Origin of the sequence: Pseudomonas fluorescens, from assembly GCF_001307155.1 — a bacterium.
GTDB lineage: Bacteria > Pseudomonadota > Gammaproteobacteria > Pseudomonadales > Pseudomonadaceae > Aquipseudomonas > Aquipseudomonas helvetica.
On sequence record NZ_CP012830.1, the window covers coordinates 6308148 to 6328862 of the forward strand.

Sequence of the window (20715 nt, forward strand, 5' to 3'; positions counted from 1 at the left end):
GTCGGGTCGATCTTAGGGAATGGGCCGTAGGCTGGGGAGGCGCAGTTTGGTTATGATGACAACCAACAGTTGTCACCACGGTGAGCAGATGAAACTGCATCAATTACAAGCCCTGATTGCCAGCGCCGAGACCGGCAGCATCCGCGCCGCCGCGCGTTCGCTGGACATCTCCCAGGCCGCGGTGACCAAAGCCCTGCGCGAGCTGGAAACCGAACAACAGTTGCCGCTGTTCGTCAGAACCCCCAGCGGCCTGAATTTCACCGAGTTCGGCAAGGTGCTGCTGATGCACGCCCGGCTGGTGCTCAAGCAACTGGAGCATGCGCAGACCGAACTCGATCACCTGCGCGGCAAGGCCCAGGGGCGGCTCTGCGTCGGGGTCACGCCCTGGGTCGCGTTAACCTTCCTGCCCGAAGTGGTCCTGGCTTTTCGGGCACGCATGCCGGAGATTCATCTGGAATTGTTCGAAAGCCTGATGGCGGTGGCCCAGCCGCTGCTGCGTGACGGCAGCATGGATTTCGCCATCGGCCAGCTTAATCCGGCGCAAGCGACCGCGGAATTTGCCTGCGAAACTCTGCTCGAATACCAGACCTCGGTGCTGGTTCGCCAGGGTCATCCGCGACAGAACGCCCGGTCGATTCACGAGCTGCTGGACCAGGACTGGACCCTGAACTACGCGCCAGACGGTCACGATGCGCTGATGCAGGAGCTGTTCTGGAGGCACAACGCGCAGATCGATGAGCAACGCATCGTGCGCGCCCATTCACTGGCAATCCTGCAAATGATGCTGGAACGGGCCGACATGTGTACCTGGGGCCCGACCGTCCTCAGCACCGCCTCGCCTTTCCTCGGCCGGTTGGTGTCCGTGAACCTGATCGAGCAGTTCGAACCTAGACAGCTGAGCATCGTCACTCGCCGCAACGGCTCGCTGAGCAATCCGGCGCTGTGTTTTACCGATTGCCTGCTACAGGTGATTCGACGCCATGCGCGTTCGGCGAAGAAGGAAGACCGGCAGCTGTTTGAAACGCTGCAGTTGTTGGTATGAGGTAACGCAACGCCGCGTCATTCAACCGCCATACGTTCCAGGCTGTTGCTCAAATGCAGCAGCATGGCCGCTCTGGCCGCATCAGGGTCCTGTCGGCGAATCGCATTGAAGATCGCTTCGTGCTCCAGATTGGCGGATTGACCCAGCTTCATCAGGTCGGTGTCACCCCGCTCCTGCGCGTTGATCCGCGTGCGCGGTATGACCGAGTTACCGAGGTGATAGATGATGTCGGTGAAGTACGTATTCCCGGTAGCTTCGGCAATCAACCGGTGAAAACGCATGTCGGGCTCAACGCTGCTGTCGTTATTGGCCAACGAGTTCTGATAGTCGTCCAGCGCCTGGCGCATCCGGACAAGCTGATCGTCGGTTCGGCGCTTCGCGGCCAGAGCCGCGGCTTGCGTCTCCAGCCCCATGCGCAGTTCGAGAATCCCCCGCACGCTGATGGCGGTGTCGCTGCTCAGGCGAAAACCCTGATGCGCGTCACGCTCCAGGGCAAACGTTCCCACGCCATGCCGGGTTTCAACCAGACCGGACGCCTGCAACTTGGAAATGGCCTCGCGAACCACGGTGCGACTGACGCCGTGCTCCCGAACAATCGTCGATTCGGAAGGCAGTTTTTCACCCGGCGCGATCTGCCCAAGCAGGATGCGTTGAGTCAGCTCGGCAACAATGTCGTGCGCCAGGCCAGGCGCACGCTTGCGGCCTGAACCGCTGGATTGGTTTTGCATGTGGTCCGACCCGTTCAAAGGAGGCTTCAGAATACTACCGTCATTACACAATCCGTAGCAGCTGGCGAAGCCTGCGTTAGGCTCGGTCCGCGTTCGGGCGCAGCGGTCGTAAATCCTGCCTCCACGGTTAACCTGAAAAAACGTGGTGTCTGATTTTACGACTGCTGCGCAGCCGAACGCAGGCTTCGCCAGCTGCTACAGGGGATGTGCTGATTTTGTGCTTCAACATGTCAGACAACATAGCTGTTTCAGTGGTTTTATTCGACTATCTCGTTTGCATGACGAGCGAAATGCTCATCTTGAAAACTGAAACCCCGAGTCAAAATTGAGCTTTAACCGCCAAAAACACCTCAAAAACACACATTTAAGTCTTATAAATCTATTTTTTATAGCCATTTGGTCGTAAGTCTCGTATTGCGACTCAAAAATCTCACTTGTATGATGACTGGCAACTTAAGTCGCAAAACAACGCTGCAGCACCACACCCGCATAACAATAATCAGTGGGAGTCATGAACCGTGAGCAACTCAAGCGCTGCACCTGCCGTCTCGCCGGACAATCCTGTCCTGGCGCGCGCCATTTCGAAAGTGAAGAGCCATGTGCTCCCGCTCTTCGTCATCATGTTCATCGTCAATTACATCGACCGCGTCAACATCGGTTTCGTCCGCACCCACATGGAACATGACCTTGGCATCGGTGCCGCGGCTTACGGGCTCGGTGCCGGTTTGTTCTTCATTGGTTATGCGCTGTTCGAAGTGCCCTCCAACATACTGCTGCAAAAAGTCGGGGCGCGTTTCTGGCTGACCCGGATCATGTTCACCTGGGGCATTACCGCAACGTTGATGGCCTTCATCCAGAACGAAACCCACTTCTACATCTTGCGATTTCTGCTGGGTGTGGCCGAAGCCGGTTTCTTCCCGGGCGTCATCTACTACTTCACTCGCTGGTTGCCCGGCGTCGAGCGCGGTAAAGCCATCGCGATCTTCCTCAGCGGCTCGGCATTCGCCTCGCTGATCTCCGGTCCGCTGTCCGGCATGCTGCTGCAAATCAACGGTCTGGGCATGCATGGCTGGCAGTGGATGTACATCATCGAAGGCATGGCGTCGGTGTTCCTGTGCTTCTTTGTCTGGTTCTGGCTGGACTCCAAACCGCATGACGCCAAGTGGCTGAGCCGTGAAGAGCAAGATGCTCTGGTGGGCGAAATCGATCGCGAACAACGTGAGCGCGACGCCGCCCACACGGTCAAGCCGACCTTGGGCAAGTTGCTCAAGGACCGTCAGATCATGCTGTTTTGCGCGCTGTACTTCTGCATTCAGCTGACGATCTACGCCGCGACCTTCTGGCTGCCCAGCATCATCAAGAAGATGGGCGACCTCAGCGACATTCAGGTGGGTTTCTACAACTCGATTCCCTGGCTGATTTCGATTGTCGCCATGTATGCCTTCGCCGCACTGTCGGGCAAGTTCAAGTTCCAGCAGGCCTGGGTTGCGGCTGCGCTATTGATCGCCGCCGCGGGCATGTTCCTGTCGACCACAGGCGGGCCGATCTTCGCGTTTATCGCCATCTGCTTTGCGGCGATCGGTTTCAAGTCAGCCTCTTCGCTGTTCTGGCCGATTCCCCAGGGCTACCTCGATGCCCGGATCGCTGCCGCAGTCATCGCCTTGATCAACTCCATCGGCAACCTCGGCGGCTTCGTCGCCCCCACCACCTTCGGCTTTCTGGAGCAAACCACCGGCTCCATTCAGGGCGGGCTGTATGGCCTGGCGGGCACCTCGATCATTGCTGCGCTGCTGGTGTTTTTCGCCAAGACCAAACCCACGGTAACGGACACAGCCAACACGGACATTCACCAGCCCGTGCTCGGTAAATAGCACTGATCGGCGCTTGGCTCGAACTGACAAGACAGGAATTGAACATGAACACTGAACACCTGCACCACACCGGCAAAGCCCCGCTGATCACCAGCCTCCAGGTCATCCCGGTTGCCGGCCATGACAGCATGCTGATGAACCTCAGCGGCGCCCACGGCCCGTTCTTCACCCGCAACATCGTCATTCTCAAGGACAGCGCCGGCAACGTCGGCGTCGGTGAAGTCCCCGGTGGCGAGCGCATTCGTGAAACGCTGGAAGACGCCCGCAGCCTGGTGGTCGGGCAACCGATCGGCAACTACCAAAGCATCCTCAACGCCATGCGCAGTGCGTTCGCTGCCCGCGATTCGGCCGGCCGTGGCCAGCAAACTTTTGACTTGCGCATCACCATCCATGCGGTGACTGCCATGGAGGCGGCCTTGCTGGATTTGCTCGGTCAGTTCCTCGAAGTTCCGGTGGCGGCCTTGCTCGGTGAAGGCCAGCAACGCGATGCGGTGAAGATGCTCGGCTATCTGTTCTACATTGGCGACCGTCACCAGACCGATCTGGCGTACCGCAGCGAACCCGACGCAGATGACTGGTTCCGCTTGCGCCACGAACAGGCGATGACGCCTGAAGCCGTCGTGCGCCTGGCCGAGGCCGCCAAGGCCAAATACGGTTTCAACGACTTCAAGCTCAAAGGCGGTGTGCTGCGCGGCGAGGAAGAAATTGAAGCCGTTACTGCTTTGGCCGAGCGCTTTCCTGATGCACGTATCACTCTTGACCCGAATGGCGCCTGGTCGCTTAAAGAAGCCATCCGTTTGTGCCGTGATCAGCATCACGTTCTCGCTTACGCCGAAGACCCATGCGGCGCAGAAAACGGTTACTCGGGCCGTGAAGTCATGGCTGAGTTCCGCCGCGCCACGGGTTTGAAAACCGCGACCAACATGATCGCCACCGACTGGCGCGAAATGGGCCATGCCATCCAGTTGCAATCGGTAGACATTCCATTGGCCGATCCGCACTTCTGGACCATGCAAGGCTCGGTACGCGTGGCGCAGATGTGCCATGAATGGGGGCTGACCTGGGGTTCTCACTCCAACAACCACTTCGACATTTCACTGGCGATGTTCACCCAGGTCGCGGCGGCTGCACCCGGCGATATCACCGCAATCGACACCCACTGGATCTGGCAGGACGGGCAACGCCTGACCCAGGAGCCACTGCAAATCGTCGACGGTTACATCAAGGTTCCAGCCCGGCCCGGCCTGGGCGTCGACATCGACATGGACGCGGTGGCCAAGGCTCACGAACTCTACAAAGGCATGGGCCTCGGTGCGCGCGACGACAGCGTGGCGATGCAGTTCATGATTCCGGGATGGAAGTTCGATAACAAAAAGCCCTGCCTGGTGCGCTGAGCTTCGGCGGCTACGCAACGTGATGCCTTGAAACAAGCGAGGACAGGTTCATTGCCCTGTCCTCGCCTTCTCGCGAATAGATCTATCCCCTCCGCTCCCCCGCCTCCGCGTTTATCGGATCAGAAACAACCCTGTCAAAAAATTTATCCCGCCGAGAACAGGCCGAAAGATTGACCTCTCTAGGATGAGCGCACGCCTGAAGTTCAGGCAGCATTCGAGGCTAAATAACCTATGACGCGCCCACTTTCGACCAAGGCCAACTACAGCATTGTGTTGGTCAACTACAAATCGCTTGAACTGACCAGAACCTGCCTGGAACTGCTGCGCGAGCATGTGCAAGCAGCTGGCGTGCCGGTGTTTGTGGTGGACAACTATTCGAACGATGCGAGCAGCGAATACCTGCGCACGCTCGACTGGATCAACCTGATCGAACGCAAAAGCAATGGCCCTGAAGCCGGGAGTTTTGCTCATGGCCGGGCCCTGGACCTTGCCCTGGAGCAGGTTGAAACCGAGTACCTGTTCTTGTTGCACACCGACACGTTCATTTACGACCCGGCCGTGTTCAGCCTGATGCTCAGCCAGTGCGCTGGCCCGCAGGAAGTGGCGGCGGTCGGCTGCCTGGAACAGCTGAACCGAGGTGTAGCCCGAACAGCCTGGCGCCTGACATCGCGATTTTTCAAGCACTACACCCGGCGCAGCTTGCTGGCCCTGGGATTGAATGCTCGGGCACCGAAACCGTTCAGGGAAGTTCACTTGAAAAGCTTCTGCACCCTGTGGAACGTGCGCCTGGTTAAACAACACGGCCTGCACTTTCAAATGGATGGGCGCAATCCCGGTTACGAACTGCAAGATCGAATGGCGGCGCTGAACTACAAGATCAGCTTCATTTCGCCACGCACGATATTCCGTTATCTGGACCATATTCAAAGCGGGACAGTTTCAGCGATGGGCGGTTATGCGCGCAGCCACCGCAGGGTCAAGGTGTACAACCAACTGACCGGACAGCGAGCCTTCAAGGCTGATGCATTGCAGACAAACGGCTACGTAGGATCGCTCAAGCAAGCGCGCTCTCCCGCTATTGTTTGATGCCTGCTTCCAAAAGATCGTCCGAACGCGGCCCGAACCTTCGGCAGCTCCTACGGATATCACCCACCACAACGAAATGATACGCCCGCCCCCACCACTCAACAGGCCGAGCGTTAGCTCGCCTGCCGCCGTTGATCTTGATCCACCCGCCCCTTCGGGAGGCCGAGTGGAGGTGTTCATCATGGGGTGGGCGCGCAGCGCCGTTCGACGAAGTCGAACACATCGAGAGGAGGTCGTCGCGAAGCAGACCGTAGGCGATGCCCCCTGATGAATACCGGAGTGAGGGAACGCCGAGCCTAGGCGAGGTGCCGTACGCTTGGGGCGAGCGTTTTTTTGCTTACTTTTTTTAGGCGCTTGTAAAAAAAGTGAGTCGCCGTCAGGCGAAACCCTAAGTGGCCGTTACCGCAGGAATGGATATGTACACCAGCGGGAGATTGGTCGGCTGTCAGGCCGCCTTCGCGAGCAAGCTCGTCTCCTACAGGTTTGATTGGTGTACATCTGAAAGAGATTGGCCGGCTATCGGGCCGCCAAGGTCAAAAGATCGCAGCCTACGACACCAGAGGCCATTCAGCCAGCGCCCGATAACGGCCTTTATGCGACTCGAACAACGCAAAATGCCCAGCACTCAAATGAAAGTCCGGGGGCGTTTCAGACTCCGGAACAGGCTCCCGAAAGTCACGCATCAAGGTCAAATGAGGACGATATTCCCGAGGCGCGTCGGCAAACCCAAGCGCCAGCATCGCCTGCTGCAAGGCATACACCAACTGACGCAACGGCAACGACGTCTGCGTTGGCGCGAGTAACAAAACACCGGCACGACGCCAGGCATCCAACTGGTCGAGAGAGACCGTCAAGCGCTCGCCCGGCGTTCTGACTTGCGCGGCAGCCGCGCAGATATCCGGAATCTGCGTCACCGCCACAGCCCCCAGAAACATCAGCGTCAGATGAAAATTTTCCGCTGGCACCGGACGTCCGCTAGTAAGCCGCAGAGCGCTTCGCCATTGGGCGATCGCTCGACGTTGTGCCGTGGCGCAGGGCAGCGCGAAAAACAATCGCTTGAACGGTTCGCCCTGCTCACGCGGTCCATTGTTCATGCCTTGTACCTCCCGACTGGAGTGCGAGTAACGCTCAGGACTTGCCGCCGAGCGCGGCCGACAATGCGGCATCCCGCCCATAAATATCCGGGGCATACAGCAACTGGCCTTGCCGGTCGGCTTGCACGGTCCAGTAACTGAGCAGGATCGGCACCGGCGTAGCCAGCCTGAATTCGTGGGTCAGCCCCGTTGCCAGCAACTCATTGGTCCGCTGACGCTCAGCCGGACTCAACAACAGATCGCGCAACTGCATTGCCTGCTCGACCCGCACACAGCCTGAACTGAACGCCCGCGGCGCCTTTTGGAAAAGCGCCTGGCTGGGGGTGTCGTGCAGGTACACGGCGAACGGATTGGGGAAGCGGATCGCCATTTGCCCCAGCGGATTCTTCGGCCCCGCGTCCTGGCGCAGGAGGATGTTGCCGGGGTTATCCCAGTCGATCTCGTCCACCGCCAACGGATGGCCGTCACTGTCCAGTACCTGCAGGTTCTGTTTACCGAGGAACGCCTGATCCCGGCGAATTTCCGGCAGCTTGTCTTCACGCATGATGGTCGGTGGCACGGTCCAGGTCGGGTTCAGGGTCAGGCGCGTAACCGACGACTTCAGCAGCGGGGTCTGCCGCTCGGCACGCCCCACCTGAGTGCGCGTCTGCCAGACCGGCGTACCGCCCTGATAGACGGTCAACGTCGCTGCGGCCACATTGACCAGCAGACCATTGGGTTCCAGATCCTGCGCCAGCCAGCGAAAACGTTCGAGGTTGACCCGCAACTGCTCGCGCCGCAGCGCCGGACTGACGTTCAGTTCGGTCAAGGTGCCCTCCCCCAGCACGCCATCCGCTTGCAGCGAATGGCTCAGCTGGAAGCTTTTCAGCGCGCTCACCAGCTCCTTGTTGTAGACCGTGCCGACACCCGCGGAAACGTTGGCCAGATAGCCTTCGTTGAAGAGTCGCTTCGCCAGCTCGGGAACTCGCGCATCCTGTGCGCCGGGTTGTAACAGGGGGCCACTGGCAAGCGCTTGCCAATGGGGCAACGGCCGCTGGCGCTGTCGGGCATAAACACGGCGCAAGCTCTGGTATTGCTCAAGGCTTGGACGCGCCAGTTGAAAAGCCGTTGCCATGTCTTGCAGACCCGGCCCGGCGATGGCCAGCACCTCGGCGGGTCGGTCGTACGGCAATGCCTGTGCATGCCACAACGGCTCGAAACGCGATTGCCGCAAGCGGCCGTAACGCAGGTCCTGCAGGGCTTGAAGATAACGCTGACTGATGCCGATATCGGCACACACTGCATCCACTTCGGCAGCGCTCGTGGGCAAGCTGTAGCGCTTCGGGTCCAGTCCATCATCGGCCAACTGCTGCACCTGTGCCTGCAAGGCCGACAAGCGTCCGTTGGCCGTCCAGATCAGGACGTAGTCCTGCTGCTGATAAAAGGCCTGCAACAGCGTTTGCGCCGACGCACTCAGGTGCGCGGCCAGACGCGGGCAATCGACCGGCAATTGAGTGAGCGCCAATTTCAATGGGCTGTCGTGATCAGCCAGCTCGTTCTGGGCAGTCGCGACCAATGGCGCAGCGAGCAGGAAAAGGCTCAAGTAACATGCGTGCTTTTTGATCAACTGCTTCACTCCACTCCATGACCGTCAAGTAGACGGTCAACCTCTGCAGCAGGTGCGGCAAGCACCAAGGCCAGCGTATGCACAGGCCTGCCGAGGGAACGACAGGAGGTCGGGAGCCAACAATAACAACAGGACTCTCTGCGCATGCTGACCTTTTTACGCCGACACTGTCTGGCAGCTATGACACTGGGCGCAATGTGCAGTTCGGCATTCGCCGCCGACACCCACAATCAAACGTTATATAACAGCCTCGCGCACGCCGCTCCGGAACTCAATCCCCAAGCACTGCAAAGTGCCCTGAACGCCATGCAATGCGCCGTCAACAGTGGCGCTAAGCAAGCCGAGCGTCTGGCCGTGATCGACTATTCGCAACCGTCCACGGCTCGTCGTCTTTGGATCTTCGATTTGCGCAAAAAGTCCCTGGTGCTGCGCGACCTGGTCGCTCATGGGCAAAAATCCGGGGAAAATTTCGCCACGCAATTCTCCAATCGCGTTGGCAGCTATCAGTCCAGTCTGGGCCTGTTTCGCACCCAGGAAAGCTATCAGGGCAGCCACGGCTACTCGCTGCGCATGGACGGTCTGGAACCGGGCTTCAATGATCGCGCACGTGATCGCGACCTCGTGATTCACGCGGCCGACTACGTGAATCCCTTATGGAGTGAACGCCAGGGACGTATCGGTCGCAGCCAGGGTTGCCCGGCAGTGCGCCCGCAAGTGGCGCGCCAGGTGATCGATAAACTCAAGGACGGCCAGTTCATGTTTTCCTGGTATCCCGACCAGCACTGGCTGAAAGCCTCGGCCTACCTCAACTGTCGGCCACACCTGGTGACCGATATCCTCACTGCGCACAATGACTGACCCGCGGACTCAGCCCTTGGCCGCCATCGCGGTGACTTCCACACGCATGCCTTCGACCGCCAGGGCGGCTACGCCAACGGCGGCGCGCACCGGCCAGGGCTTGGCGAAAAAGCGTTGATAGACCTCGTTGAAGGCGGCGCGGTCGGCCATGTCGGTGAGGTAGATGGTCAAATGCATGACCCGGTCCATGGAACTGCCAGCCCGTTCCAACGCGACCTTGAGTGCCTGCAGCGTGCACTCGCTCTGCTCGGTGATGCCACCCAACTCCAGGCTACCGTCAGCGCGGGTGGGGATCTGGGTCGAGACCAGCAGGCCGCCGAAACCGGCAACATCGGAGGAGATGGATTCCGGGTCCGGGTCGGGGATAAAGGTCAGGTCTTGGTTTGCCATGAGAGGATCTCTTGCTTGAAGTGCTAAAGGGGTGATCGTGTAAGCCGCGGCCAGTTTACAACCCCATCGTCTGGGAGCAATCAATGCACGCAACCCTGTCTTCTCGGCGACGACTTCGACGCCCAGGCGGGCTCTCGGGCACTGTTGCCTAAAGCTTGTAGGTCACATACCGACCTCGCCCGTTTTTTTTGGCTTGATACATGACGCGGTCTGCGGCCAGCAGAAGCATATCCGCAGAGCTTTCCCCGTTCCCCAGTGCAATGCCAATCGAAACACCCACGATGCAGACCGTACCGGAAATAAAAAACGGCGCTCCCAGTGCTTCAATACATTTAGTCGCGACGGTGCTCACGATCTCTTCGGCATCGTCCCCAAGGTCACTCAGCAGAACAACAAACTCATCACCCCCGATGCGCGCCAAGGTATCGGTCTCCCGGACAACCCGGCGAAAGCGCCTCGCCACTTGCCGCAACACCTCGTCACCCGCCTCGTGGCCAAGGGTGTCATTGATATGCTTGAAGCCATCGAGGTCCATGAACAACAGGCCCACACTCGTCTCTTTGCGTTGTGCCAGAGCCAACACGTGACGAAGCTGGCCCGAGAGATGATGCCTATTGGGCAAACCCGTCAACATATCGTGATGAGCAATTTTTTTAAGCTGGGCCTGTTTGTCATCCAGCTTGATCAACAAACGATTGAAGGCCGAGATCAAGTGACCGACTTCATCATTGCGAGTGACTGGCAAGGGAGCCAGTGGTCGTTCATCACGCGTCATGCGGTCAGCCTGCGCGGCGGCACGAAACAGATGACGAAAGACAAAGTACAGACCAATGGACGAGAACACGGCGAAAATCAAAATGGATATAAACGCCCCCCTGATCAAGAAATGCTGTGTGCGATCGACGGTCGCAAAAGCCTCACTGCTGGGCAAACGGGCAACGACGAACCAGCCGGTACTTGGGACCGAGACCATTGCAGAGACTTCCTCGACCCCATCGATGTTGAGCGCTACCTCCGCACCGCGAAACCCGGCCATGGCCCGATCATGCAGAGCATTGGCGCCGGGAGGCGGCGTTGGCTTGAGCGTCATGTCCTGCGCCGAGGACTCGACAAACAATCGACTTTCCGGGAAAACCAGCTGGAAGCCGCCGGCTGTCTCCCCCATGCGGCTCTGGAGCAGGGAGTCCAGAAACCCTGGCGCTGCGAGTGCCGTGACGCCCACGAGAACGGCTTGAACCCTATCGTGTTCATCCCTGATGGGCGCGGACATCGGCAGCAGCGGTTTTTGGGTTGTTTGATCCACCGCAGGACGCCCGACAAATGAACGTCCTGCCCATCCGGCTTGAATGTCATCACGCTCTGCGTAAGGGGTATTGAGTGGCGGTGTCAGGTCGGGATAGCTTGCGAGTAAATCCCCATTGGCGTTCACGATGTACACATCTGTCGAGAACAACGTCTGGTAGGCGTAATGCTCTTTCAGCCAGGCGCGCAGTCGCTTGGGTTGCTTGAGGAAATCAACAGGAATGGAGCTGGCAAGGAGCTCAAGCAAACGCTGACGCTGAATGATTTTGTCGTCGATGTCGCGAGCGACATACGTCGCCAACGCTAATTGCTGGCCTTCCACGACCGCGCTCAAATCCTCACGCAGAAAGTCGGTTAGCACGTAATAACGCACGACCACCCCAAACACGACAATGCACAGCGCCAATCCCAACAGCCGAGTGACGACACTGTTGAAGATTCGGGTGAAATTCAAGGGCATATGAGAGTTATTTGGCATGGCCGGAGTGTAGCCGAGGGCGTAGTGCTTTTGGGTGTTTTCCCTTCACGGCGCGGCCAATCCATCGTCAGGTATCCGGGTTCGAGCACAGGCTACTGCTCGGGCGCGACCACCCGAAACTTGATGTTGATCTCGTTGGAGACAACCCCGTAATCGGCCCATTCGCCTTCACCGATCTTGAAGTCGCCACGTTTGAGAATGAACTCGCCATCGAAAACGCCGATGGCGCTCTCAGGCTTCAAGGTGATTTGTGCACCGACCTCGCGGGTAATGCCCTTGAGCGTGAGCTGGCCAGAGACCTCGTAGCGATTGTTGCCGAGCGCCTTCACGCTGCTCGATACAAACTTCGCCTCTGGATAAGCCGCCGTGTTGAACCAGGCGGGCTTTTTCAATTCGCTGTTGGCATCGCTGTTCCCGGCATCGATGCTGTCGAGCTGGATGGTCAGTGTGGCGTGGGCCGCCGAGGGGTTCGCCGAGTTGAAATCGAGGGTGGCCTCGAATTTGCCGAACGTGCCATACACCCTCGCCCCCATCTGGTTATAGGTGAAGCTGATCTGGCTCGCGCGTGCATTTACTTTCTTGTATTCGACCGCCTGGGCGCCCGCCGTGGTACCGAATACAAGGGCTGCAGCCAGGATGACAGAACGTGGAAATCGGTGGGTCATGGGATTATCCGGTCAGTGGCCTGCTTCATGGCTTGAGATGCCGAGGGTCAGGCTGGCGCTTTGACGGCAGTATGCGCGTCAGCACGTTGTCGCGATCAATGAAGTGGTGCTTGAGCGCCGCGCATGTATGAACGATCACCAGCACCAGCAATGTGTAGTTGAGGACTTTGTGCACCTCGATGAGACGATCGCCGAGCGCGTCGTCCTTGGGCAGCAGATCCGGCAGCGGCAAGACACCAAACCATGACGTCTGGAAGCCTTTTGCCGAACTCATCAGCCAGCCGCTGAGCGGAATCGCCAGCATCAGTGCGTACATCACCCCATGCGAAATGTGGGACGCGAACCGCATCACGGGCGACACGGTCGTCGGCAAGGGCGGAACAGGATGGCCCAGGCGCCAGCCGAGCCGTAGCAGCACCAGAAAAAACAAAGTCACCCCGGCCCACTTGTGCCATGAATACAGCTTCAGTTTGGTCGGCGAGAACGCAAGTTCAGGCATGTAGTAGCCGAGCGCGAAGGTGCCGATCAGCCCGAGGGCTATCAGCCAGTGCAGGCAAATCGCCGTGCGGGTGTAACGATCGTTCATGAGCGCTCCGTGTCGACTGACGACGTGACCGGGTGAAAACCTCACTGCCTGACGGCCGGTACATTGTTGATCCGGACCGGTACTTGCGCAAATGCTTTGACGGCAAGCTTGCCTGCGCAATCGCCTTTTGCCTCGCAGAACCCCTGGCGCCACAATTGTGGTTAAAATGCCGCCCCTTTCATATTGCCGGCCCTGCCCGATGAACCCTGACGCCCTCGCCATCCTCCGCCAGCATTTACTGACGGCTCTGACCGCTGTCCCCGAAGAAACCCGCCGCGTGTTCCATGGCCGGGGCCGATGCTGGCCGGGGCTGGAACAACTGACCATCGACTGGATGCAGGGCGTGGTGCTGGTCTCGCTGTTCAAGGAGCCTGACCCGGCGCAGCTCGAGGCATTGAAGCAGTTGCTGATGGAGATCGCGCAGTCGCCTGAGTGGGAGAAATCCGGCGCGCATACGTTGCTGATGCAACACCGCTACCTGCCGCAAAGCACCACCGAATGGTTGCTGGGGGAAATGGTCGAGGAATGGACGATCACCGAGGGCGGTCTGCGTTATCGTATCGACCTGGGTAAAAAACAGAACAGCGGCCTGTTTCTCGACATGCGCTACGGCCGCAATTGGGTGCGCGCCAATGCCCAGGGCAAACGCGTCTTGAACCTGTTCGCCTACACCTGCGGGTTTTCGGTGGCCGCCATCGAGGGCGGCGCGGAGCATGTGGTCAACCTGGACATGTCCCGCGGCGCCCTGAGCCGCGGACGCGACAATCATCGGCTGAATGGACACGACTTGAGCAAGGTGAGCTTTCTCGGCCATGACCTGTTCAAGTCCTGGGGCAAGGTCATCAACAGTGGCCCTTACGACCTGGTGATCATCGACCCGCCGTCGTTCCAGAAAGGCAGCTTCCTGCTGACCAAGGACTACCAGCGCGTACTACGCCGCCTGCCGGAACTGCTCACCAGCGATGGCGTGGTACTGGCCTGCATGAATGACCCGGCCTTCGGCCCGGACTTTCTCATCGACGGCGTGACCCGCGAAGCCCCGAGCCTGCACTTCGAACAACGCCTGGAAAACCCACCGGAGTTTCCAGATATCGATGCGCAAAGCGGTTTGAAGGCGCTGGTGTTCAGGGCAGGCTGATTAGCCATATTAGAATGGTTTGCTCAGCAGTCAGCCTCCTGAACAACCAGATTCAGGTAGGAAGCAAACACCGGAGCGCAACACCTTCAGTAACTTCCTGCATTGGGCTCGGACGGTTCTCAAACACAAAGTGGACCAGGCTGATATTCATCGTGTGCTTAAACGATTGAAATACCGAGCGAAAACTCCTGTCGGTGTTCAGACCGCGCCATAGGCTTTGAAACCACTCATCAAGGCGACGTTGACCGAAAGGACCCCGCTCAACCACAATGCCGAAGGTAGCGCCAATGTAGCTACAAATAAACGATGAGGTCATTACCATGGGTGCATTGCTGAAAACTACCGACGTGCGTTGCCGCATTGATGAGGATCTGAAGGTCCGTGCCACTGAAGTCTTAAACGCTTGCGGGCTGAGCATCAGTGACGCCATGCGTCTTTTTCTCCGTCAGGTCGTTGCAACTCAGGGGCTTCCGTTTGAGGTGCGCGTCCCTTCGGAAAAAACTGCCCGCGCCATGATGGAAGCGCGAGGAATTCGCCAACAGTTCGACTCGATAGACGACATGCTGAGGGACACTGATGGCGAAACCGGAGAAAAAGCCAAAGCGCGCTGAACTGCCAAAGCAGTGTGCTCAAACATCGGAATTCAAGAAGTCGTGGGAGCGTTACAAGCGAGCCGGACGCCGCGATATGAATGAAGTTCGTCAGGTGATGGTCATGTTATTTCTGGGAGAGCAACTGCCGGCCGAGTACCTGGATCATGCTTTGACGGGTGATTGGAGCGGTTTTCGGGAGTGTCATATTGGGGGGGACTTCTTGATGATCTACGAGCACTCACGTTTCGACTTGATTACTTTTGTTGATCTCGGAAGTCATTCTGAACTGTTCAAGTAGGGTTCTGAACGCTAAATTCCAGCGTCCGAGCCTCTTACATCCGACTGTATACGACAGTACCCGTAAGAACTCGAAGTAGCGTGAACTGCCACCTACCCAAGCCGCTCCTGCACAAAAGCCTTCGCTTTGGCCGTCATCTGGTCGAGATGCCGGTCGCGCTGTTTTTCGGCATCGAGCATCGCCCGCTTCCCGTGTCGTTGCAGCAGATACGTATGGATCTGCCGCACTTCTGTCGAGCGGTAGATCGGCGCTGTATCCAGCACGCCCATCAAGCCGCCCGTGCTGTGATCACGGGTATTCATCAGCACCTGCGGCCCGCGCGTGCCCAGCACCTGAAAGCCCATCGCTTCGAAACAGGCAACCTTGCCGACCGCACACGCCAGCTCGGCATGCGGGTAGCGGCTGAGCATTTCCTGGACCATCGCCCGTGCGACGCCCTGGTGCCGATGACTGGCTTGCACCGCCATATAGGCCACGCCGCACGCCTCGGGATCATCCTTGACCGGCAGATACAGCAAAAAGCCGATGACCTTCGAAGGATCTTCATCATCCACCGCGACGATCAATTCGACGGCGATCCCCTTAGATCCGTCGAGCGCTTGCAGATAGAGATGAACCTCGTAGCCGATCGCATATTGATACACGTTGAACAGGAGGTTGCTCGGCGCAATCGCCACCGTGCTGATATCGGTCAGATAGTCGACGACCATCTGCAGAATCTGGTCATTGATGGTCTCGGAGCACGGGGCTTCAAAGTGGGTGATCGTGAACATCGAACTCATGCCTCCTTCGCCTTTACGGCCGCCAGCCACTCAGGGTTCAACTGATTCTGCTCAGTGTCGATCCCCAGCGCTTCCATGCTCGCCTTGTGCTGGTCGATCTCGCGAGTCATCTGGCTGAGGCTGCTGGTGTTGCCGTCCAGTTGGTGCATTTGCGTCAGCCCCAGGTGATAAAAGCGCAGCAGCTTGATTGCGCTCGGGTTACCGGCCTGCACCGCATCGGTGACCTTATGCATGACATTGGTGACGCTCATCAGGCTACGCTTGAGTTGCCAGCCGTACACCGCCGCCGCCATCCACGGCTGCGACCAGCCTTTGGTTTTCATCAGCACGGCACTAACGATGACGGCGGCAATGACGCCCCCCAAGTTGAAGCGAAAGTTATCGCCACCGGGTTCGCCGAACAGCATGACCGCCAGGCCGGACAGCGTCATCGCCAGCAGAATGAAGGTCACGGCGATGATCACGGTACTGCGGCGCGTCTGCTGTCGATAGGATTCTGGGTTCCACGGCTTGATCTCGAACATCACGGCAGGACTCTTTTGCTAAGTTGAAGACAGGATGCGCGGCATTATCGCCCGTAGAGCCCGATACAGACACGCTTAATCAACAGAAACACAAACTAAGCCGTAACACGGTCCGTAGCAGCTGGCGCAGCCGGCGTTCGGCTGCGCAGCAGTCGTAGAATCAGACGGCGCGGTGTTTCAGGAAGATCGTGTTCGCAGGTTTTACGACTGCTGCGCAGCCGAACGCCGGCTGCGCCAGCTGCTACGAAAAGCATGCGTCGCGGCAGAACTCTGTTAACGGGATAAAGGCGACAGATCTATTCAGGAAAGTACATGGGTTCGAAAAAACAACTCTCTATAAAACAATGAGTGAGCCGCAACGTAGACGGGTTTAAAGGCTCTGCATCAGATATTTGTATTCAAATGCCAGCTTAATAATATTTTACCGATACCGGGGTGATCCCTAGTCTTGAGCCCAAGAAATGGCAGGTCGCAACCGACCCTAATCCAACTTCGAAGGGCATAGAGATGACCATTGAAATAATAAAAACAGACACGCTGATTGTCGGCGCGGGTCAGGCGGGTGTGGCCATGAGTGAGCACCTGAGCAAACTCGGCGTGCCGCACCTGGTGCTGGAGCGCAATCGTATCGCCGAGCGCTGGCGCACCGGGCGCTGGGATTCGCTGGTGGCCAATGGTCCGGTCTGGCACGACCGTTTTCCCGGACTTGAATTCGACGATCTCAGCCCGGATGGCTTTGCCCCGAAAGAGCGGGTAGCCGATTACTTCGAAGCCTATGCCAGGAAATTCAACGCGCCCATCCGCACCGGTGTCGAGGTGAAGAAGGTTGAACGCAATGTCGGTCGACCGGGCTTCACCATTGAAACCTCCGAGGGCGTGATCGAGGCCAACCGTGTGGTGGCCGCCACCGGGCCGTTCCAGCGTCCAGTCATCCCACCGATCGCGCCGCAAGATCAGCCGTTCCTGCAGATCCACTCGGCCGACTACCGCAATCCAGCGCAACTGCCCGAGGGCGCTGTGCTGGTCGTCGGTGCCGGGTCGTCGGGGGTGCAGATCGCCGATGAATTACAGCGCGCCGGCAAGCAGGTGTACCTCTCGGTCGGCGCGCACGACCGCCCTCCTCGCGCCTATCGCAACCGGGATTTCTGCTGGTGGCTGGGCGTGCTCGGCGAATGGGATCAAGCGGCCATGAAGCCCGGTCGCGAACACGTCACCATCGCCGTAAGCGGTGCACATGGCGGTCGTACGGTGGACTTCCGCGGACTGGCCCATCGCGGCATGACGCTCGTTGGCCTGACCCAATCGTTCAATGGCACCGTGGCGACCTTCCAGCCCAATCTTGCCGACAACCTGGCACGCGGCGATGAGAACTATCTGGCGCTGCTCAATGCCGCTGACGCCTACATCGAGCGCAATGGCCTGGACCTGCCGGAAGAACCTGAAGCGCGCCATACCTTTGCGGATCCTGCGTGCGTGACCCATCCGATTCTCGAGCTCGACCTGGCCAAGGCCGGCGTGACCTCGATCATCTGGGCCACCGGGTTTGCCACGGACTACAGCTGGCTCAAAGTCGACGCCTTCGACGACAACGGCAAACCGCAGCATCAGCGCGGTGTATCGAGCGAGCCGGGTGTGTATTTCCTCGGTCTGCCGTGGCAGTCGCGGCGCGGCTCGTCGTTTATCTGGGGTGTTTGGCACGACGCCAAATACGTGGCGGATCACATCGCCATTCAGCGTTCGTACCTCGACTACCGCGATGCCGGGCAGCGTCAGGCTGAAGCCGCCCCGGCCGTCCATAAAACACCTGTCAGTGCTTGATACCCGCGCCGGCGTTTGAACAGCGCCGGGCCGAATTTTTCTTGAGGAGCTTCCGATGTCCACGCCAACCCATACCCGCATTCGCATGTTCAACACCAAAGAAACCTACCCGAACCAGAGCCTGGACAATGACCTGTGCCAGGCGGTCCGGGCCGGCAACACCGTATATGTTCGCGGCCAGGTCGGTACCGATTTTGAAGGCAGCCTCGTCGGCCTTGGTGACCCGCGTGCGCAAGCCGAACAAGCCATGCGCAACGTCAAGCAATTGCTGGAAGAAGCCGGCAGCGACCTCAGCCACATCGTCAAAACCACCACCTACCTGATCGATCCGCGTTACCGCGAGCCGGTCTATCAGGAAGTCGGCAAGTGGCTCAAAGGGGTGTTTCCGATTTCGACCGGGTTGGTGGTTTCGGCACTGGGGCAGCCGCAGTGGCTGATGGAAATTGATGTGATTGCGGTGATTCCTGAGTAAGCAGGTTTACCGAGGCGCGGCCTTCGCGAGCAAGCTTTGCTCCTACAGTGGATCTTCAGTTGCCACACATTTGTGCACGACGACCATCCCCTGCAGGAGCAAAGCTTGCTCGCGATGAGGCCCGCACAGACGACACTTTCGCCAAGGCTAACCAAGGAGCAAACCATGACCTTTTCCATCGCCGCACGTTGCCCCGAAACCGGTCAATTGGGCATCGCGATCAGTTCCTCGAGCATCGCTGTCGGCGCACGCTGCCCTTGGCTGCTGCCAGGTGTGGGCGCGGTCTCCACGCAAAACATCACCTTGCCGTCACTCGGCCCGGAAGTCCTCGCCCTCATGGAACAAGGCCTTGCGCCCTCGGCTGCATTCGACAAGGTGTTGACCCGCAACGGCTACAGCCAGTATCGGCAAATTACCGCGATTGACCACCTCGGCCAGACCGCACACTTCAGCGGCGCACAAACGCTGGGCACCCACAACGCGGTGTCGGGCGAACAATGCGTGGCTGCCGGCAACATGCTGGCGGACCGTGGGGTGATCGAGGTAATGGTCAAGGCCTTCGAGCACGGCGAAGGTCAACTGGCCGACCGCTTGCTGGCAGCTCTGAAAGCCGCTGTGGCGGCGGGTGGCGAAGCCGGGCCCGTGCATTCGGCGGCGGTCGTCGTGGTCGGCGAGCTGACCTGGCCGATTATCAACCTGCGGGTTGATTGGGCCGACCACGATCCGATCGGTCAACTGGAAAAGTTGTGGGACGCCTATCAGCCACAGGTTCAGGATTACATCGACCGCGCCCTGGCCCCCGACAAGTCGCCTGGCTACGGCGTGGCGGGAGGCGACCGATGAGCAACAGTGTCGATTTGCTCAAGCAACTGGTGGCCTTCGACACCACAAGCCGCGAATCAAACCTGCACCTCATCGACTTTGTCCGGGACTACCTCGAACGCTTCGACGTGCCTTGCGAACGGGTCTACAACGAGCAGCGCAGCAAGGCCAATCTGTTCGCAACCATCGGCCCGGCAGATCGGCCGGGCATCGTGCTGTCGGGGCACACCGATGTGGTGCCCGTCGACGGCCAGCCATGGACCGTTGCGCCGTTCCAGCTCAGCGAGCGCGACGGCAAGCTGTACGGTCGCGGCACCGCCGACATGAAAGGCTACATCGCCTGTGTTCTCGCCCTGGTCCCGTCCTTGGTGAACGCCCCGCTACGGCGGCCGGTGCATATCGCTCTTTCGTACGATGAAGAAGTCGGCTGCCTTGGGGTCCGCTCGCTGCTCAAAGCCCTCGAACAGCGCCCGGTCAAACCGATGCTGTGCATCATTGGCGAGCCGACCGAACTCAAACCGGTGCTGGGTCACAAGGGCAAACTGGCGATGCGTTGCGACATTCATGGTGAGGCCTGCCATTCGGCGTACGCCCCGCTCGGAGTCAACGCGATTGAATACGCCGCCGAACTGATCGGTGAACTGGGGCGGATCGGCCACCGGCTCAAAGTGCCAGAGCATCACGATGCCCGTTTCGACCCGCCGTTCAGCACGGTACAAACCGGCATGATTTCCGGCGGCAAAGCCTTGAACATCGTCCCGGCGGATTGCCGCTTCGACTTTGAAATCCGCGCCCTGCCCTCACAAGACCCCAGCGTGGTGGCGAAGGAACTGAAGACCTACGCTGAACAACAAGTATTGCCGCGCATGCGCGCGGTGAGCGATCAGAGCGACATTCGCTTCAGTGAGTTGTCGGCGTATCCCGGTTTGGCCACCGATGCGCACAGCGAAGCGGCTGAGTTGATCGCTGCATTCTCCGGCTCTCGGGAGTTCGGGACGGTAGCGTTCGGCACCGAGGGCGGGCTGTTTGACGCGGCGGGGATTCCAACGGTGGTCTGTGGTCCTGGCAGCATGGACCAGGGCCACAAACCGGACGAGTTTGTCAGCCTCGATCAATTGAAAGGTTGCGACGCCATGCTGCAACGGATGCTGTCATCGATCTGCTGAGT

At 59.1% G+C, this 20715-nt stretch carries 21 protein-coding genes; 12 read left to right on the plus strand and 9 right to left on the minus strand.

Features of this window, described 5'->3' with window-relative positions:
- The first annotated feature begins 52 nt into the window (after positions 1–52).
- Complete coding sequence (locus tag AO353_RS29025; protein ID WP_162491274.1) at positions 53–1042, plus strand: LysR family transcriptional regulator; 990 nt, start codon at positions 53–55, stop codon at positions 1040–1042.
- A 17-nt stretch (positions 1043–1059) separates the two neighbouring features.
- Here AO353_RS29025 and AO353_RS29030 read toward each other — a convergent pair whose 3' ends face one another.
- A complete protein-coding gene (locus AO353_RS29030) occupies positions 1060–1770 on the minus strand; it encodes a FadR/GntR family transcriptional regulator (RefSeq protein ID WP_054598077.1) in 711 nt (236 codons plus the stop codon).
- 518 nt (positions 1771–2288) lie between these two features.
- On the opposite strand from AO353_RS29030, the gene AO353_RS29035 reads away from it, so the two are divergent.
- From AO353_RS29035 to AO353_RS29045, 3 genes are all read left to right on the plus strand, one after another.
- Positions 2289–3641, plus strand: coding sequence for an MFS transporter (locus tag AO353_RS29035; RefSeq protein WP_054598078.1), 1353 nt, complete (start codon positions 2289–2291; stop codon positions 3639–3641).
- Between the two features lie 44 nt (positions 3642–3685).
- On the plus strand, positions 3686–5035 hold the full coding sequence (gudD, locus tag AO353_RS29040; protein WP_054598079.1) for a glucarate dehydratase: 1350 nt from the start codon (positions 3686–3688) through the stop codon (positions 5033–5035).
- Between the two features lie 231 nt (positions 5036–5266).
- Positions 5267–6121, plus strand: coding sequence for a glycosyltransferase (locus tag AO353_RS29045; RefSeq protein WP_054598080.1), 855 nt, complete (start codon positions 5267–5269; stop codon positions 6119–6121).
- A gap of 548 nt (positions 6122–6669) precedes the next feature.
- Here the strand turns inward: AO353_RS29045 and thpR are convergent.
- Both thpR and AO353_RS29055 read right to left on the minus strand, forming a co-directional pair.
- Positions 6670–7215, minus strand: coding sequence for an RNA 2',3'-cyclic phosphodiesterase (gene thpR / locus AO353_RS29050; RefSeq protein ID WP_054598081.1), 546 nt, complete (start codon positions 7213–7215; stop codon positions 6670–6672).
- Between the two features lie 34 nt (positions 7216–7249).
- Positions 7250–8821: a L,D-transpeptidase family protein gene (locus AO353_RS29055; RefSeq protein WP_054598385.1), complete on the minus strand. Its 1572-nt coding sequence runs from the start codon at positions 8819–8821 to the stop codon at positions 7250–7252.
- A 144-nt stretch (positions 8822–8965) separates the two neighbouring features.
- Here AO353_RS29055 and AO353_RS29060 point away from each other — a divergent pair, with 144 nt between their 5' ends.
- Positions 8966–9679, plus strand: coding sequence for a murein L,D-transpeptidase catalytic domain family protein (locus tag AO353_RS29060; protein WP_054598082.1), 714 nt, complete (start codon positions 8966–8968; stop codon positions 9677–9679).
- Between the two features lie 9 nt (positions 9680–9688).
- Here the strand turns inward: AO353_RS29060 and AO353_RS29065 are convergent, their stop codons facing one another.
- The 4 genes from AO353_RS29065 to AO353_RS29080 all read right to left on the minus strand — a co-directional run bounded on the left by AO353_RS29065 (position 9689) and on the right by AO353_RS29080 (position 13100).
- The gene (locus AO353_RS29065) at positions 9689–10069 is read right to left on the minus strand and encodes a RidA family protein (RefSeq protein WP_054598083.1); all 381 of its coding nucleotides are present in this window, start codon (positions 10067–10069) and stop codon (positions 9689–9691) included.
- A gap of 148 nt (positions 10070–10217) precedes the next feature.
- A complete protein-coding gene (locus tag AO353_RS29070; protein ID WP_237142951.1) occupies positions 10218–11831 on the minus strand; it encodes a diguanylate cyclase domain-containing protein in 1614 nt (537 codons plus the stop codon).
- Positions 11832–11941: 110 nt separating this feature from the next.
- Positions 11942–12514 carry a YceI family protein gene (locus AO353_RS29075; RefSeq protein WP_054598085.1) on the minus strand — a complete coding sequence of 191 codons (573 nt, stop codon included), beginning with the start codon at positions 12512–12514 and terminating at the stop codon, positions 11942–11944.
- A gap of 25 nt (positions 12515–12539) precedes the next feature.
- Positions 12540–13100, minus strand: coding sequence for a cytochrome b (locus AO353_RS29080; protein WP_054598086.1), 561 nt, complete (start codon positions 13098–13100; stop codon positions 12540–12542).
- Positions 13101–13299: 199 nt separating this feature from the next.
- On the opposite strand from AO353_RS29080, the gene AO353_RS29085 reads away from it, so the two are divergent.
- From AO353_RS29085 to AO353_RS29095, 3 genes are all read left to right on the plus strand, one after another.
- Complete coding sequence (locus AO353_RS29085) at positions 13300–14238, plus strand: class I SAM-dependent methyltransferase (RefSeq protein WP_054598087.1); 939 nt, start codon at positions 13300–13302, stop codon at positions 14236–14238.
- A gap of 320 nt (positions 14239–14558) precedes the next feature.
- Positions 14559–14849, plus strand: coding sequence for a type II toxin-antitoxin system RelB/DinJ family antitoxin (locus tag AO353_RS29090; protein WP_054598088.1), 291 nt, complete (start codon positions 14559–14561; stop codon positions 14847–14849).
- Positions 14815–15129, plus strand: coding sequence for a type II toxin-antitoxin system YafQ family toxin (locus AO353_RS29095; RefSeq protein ID WP_054598089.1), 315 nt, complete (start codon positions 14815–14817; stop codon positions 15127–15129). Before AO353_RS29090 ends, AO353_RS29095 begins: the two co-directional genes overlap by 35 nt.
- A gap of 92 nt (positions 15130–15221) precedes the next feature.
- On the opposite strand, the gene AO353_RS29100 is transcribed toward AO353_RS29095, so the two are convergent.
- Positions 15222–15902, minus strand: a complete 681-nt coding sequence (locus AO353_RS29100; RefSeq protein ID WP_054598386.1) for a GNAT family N-acetyltransferase — start codon at positions 15900–15902, stop codon at positions 15222–15224.
- 5 nt (positions 15903–15907) lie between these two features.
- Positions 15908–16435: a DUF3087 domain-containing protein gene (locus AO353_RS29105; protein ID WP_054598090.1), complete on the minus strand. Its 528-nt coding sequence runs from the start codon at positions 16433–16435 to the stop codon at positions 15908–15910.
- A gap of 507 nt (positions 16436–16942) precedes the next feature.
- On the opposite strand from AO353_RS29105, the gene AO353_RS29110 reads away from it, so the two are divergent.
- The 4 genes from AO353_RS29110 (at position 16943) to argE (ending at position 20713) form a co-directional block, all read left to right on the plus strand.
- Positions 16943–18253 (plus strand): flavin-containing monooxygenase, encoded by a 1311-nt coding sequence (locus AO353_RS29110; protein WP_054598091.1) that lies wholly within the window; start codon positions 16943–16945, stop codon positions 18251–18253.
- A 55-nt stretch (positions 18254–18308) separates the two neighbouring features.
- Positions 18309–18725: a RidA family protein gene (locus AO353_RS29115; RefSeq protein WP_054598092.1), complete on the plus strand. Its 417-nt coding sequence runs from the start codon at positions 18309–18311 to the stop codon at positions 18723–18725.
- A gap of 165 nt (positions 18726–18890) precedes the next feature.
- On the plus strand, positions 18891–19568 hold the full coding sequence (locus tag AO353_RS29120; protein WP_054598093.1) for a DUF1028 domain-containing protein: 678 nt from the start codon (positions 18891–18893) through the stop codon (positions 19566–19568).
- The gene (gene argE / locus AO353_RS29125; protein WP_054598094.1) at positions 19565–20713 is read left to right on the plus strand and encodes an acetylornithine deacetylase; all 1149 of its coding nucleotides are present in this window, start codon (positions 19565–19567) and stop codon (positions 20711–20713) included. The genes AO353_RS29120 and argE overlap by 4 nt, the downstream gene beginning before the upstream one ends.
- Positions 20714–20715 lie beyond the last annotated feature (2 nt).

Bases quoted from the DNA above. Each gene is read 5' to 3' on its own strand.
- AO353_RS29025 (WP_162491274.1), top strand. From the start codon at position 53: ATGATGACAACCAACAGTTGTCACCACGGTGAGCAGATGAAACTGCAT.
- AO353_RS29030 (WP_054598077.1), bottom strand. From the start codon at position 1,770: ATGCAAAACCAATCCAGCGGTTCAGGCCGCAAGCGTGCGCCTGGCCTG.
- gudD (WP_054598079.1), top strand. From the start codon at position 3,686: ATGAACACTGAACACCTGCACCACACCGGCAAAGCCCCGCTGATCACC.
- AO353_RS29045 (WP_054598080.1), top strand. From the start codon at position 5,267: ATGACGCGCCCACTTTCGACCAAGGCCAACTACAGCATTGTGTTGGTC.
- thpR (WP_054598081.1), bottom strand. From the start codon at position 7,215: ATGAACAATGGACCGCGTGAGCAGGGCGAACCGTTCAAGCGATTGTTT.
- AO353_RS29060 (WP_054598082.1), top strand. From the start codon at position 8,966: ATGCTGACCTTTTTACGCCGACACTGTCTGGCAGCTATGACACTGGGC.
- AO353_RS29065 (WP_054598083.1), bottom strand. From the start codon at position 10,069: ATGGCAAACCAAGACCTGACCTTTATCCCCGACCCGGACCCGGAATCC.
- AO353_RS29070 (WP_237142951.1), bottom strand. From the start codon at position 11,831: ATGCCCTTGAATTTCACCCGAATCTTCAACAGTGTCGTCACTCGGCTG.
- AO353_RS29075 (WP_054598085.1), bottom strand. From the start codon at position 12,514: ATGACCCACCGATTTCCACGTTCTGTCATCCTGGCTGCAGCCCTTGTA.
- AO353_RS29080 (WP_054598086.1), bottom strand. From the start codon at position 13,100: ATGAACGATCGTTACACCCGCACGGCGATTTGCCTGCACTGGCTGATA.
- AO353_RS29085 (WP_054598087.1), top strand. From the start codon at position 13,300: ATGAACCCTGACGCCCTCGCCATCCTCCGCCAGCATTTACTGACGGCT.
- AO353_RS29090 (WP_054598088.1), top strand. From the start codon at position 14,559: ATGGGTGCATTGCTGAAAACTACCGACGTGCGTTGCCGCATTGATGAG.
- AO353_RS29095 (WP_054598089.1), top strand. From the start codon at position 14,815: ATGGCGAAACCGGAGAAAAAGCCAAAGCGCGCTGAACTGCCAAAGCAG.
- AO353_RS29100 (WP_054598386.1), bottom strand. From the start codon at position 15,902: ATGTTCACGATCACCCACTTTGAAGCCCCGTGCTCCGAGACCATCAAT.
- AO353_RS29105 (WP_054598090.1), bottom strand. From the start codon at position 16,435: ATGTTCGAGATCAAGCCGTGGAACCCAGAATCCTATCGACAGCAGACG.
- AO353_RS29110 (WP_054598091.1), top strand. From the start codon at position 16,943: ATGACCATTGAAATAATAAAAACAGACACGCTGATTGTCGGCGCGGGT.
- AO353_RS29115 (WP_054598092.1), top strand. From the start codon at position 18,309: ATGTCCACGCCAACCCATACCCGCATTCGCATGTTCAACACCAAAGAA.
- AO353_RS29120 (WP_054598093.1), top strand. From the start codon at position 18,891: ATGACCTTTTCCATCGCCGCACGTTGCCCCGAAACCGGTCAATTGGGC.
- argE (WP_054598094.1), top strand. From the start codon at position 19,565: ATGAGCAACAGTGTCGATTTGCTCAAGCAACTGGTGGCCTTCGACACC.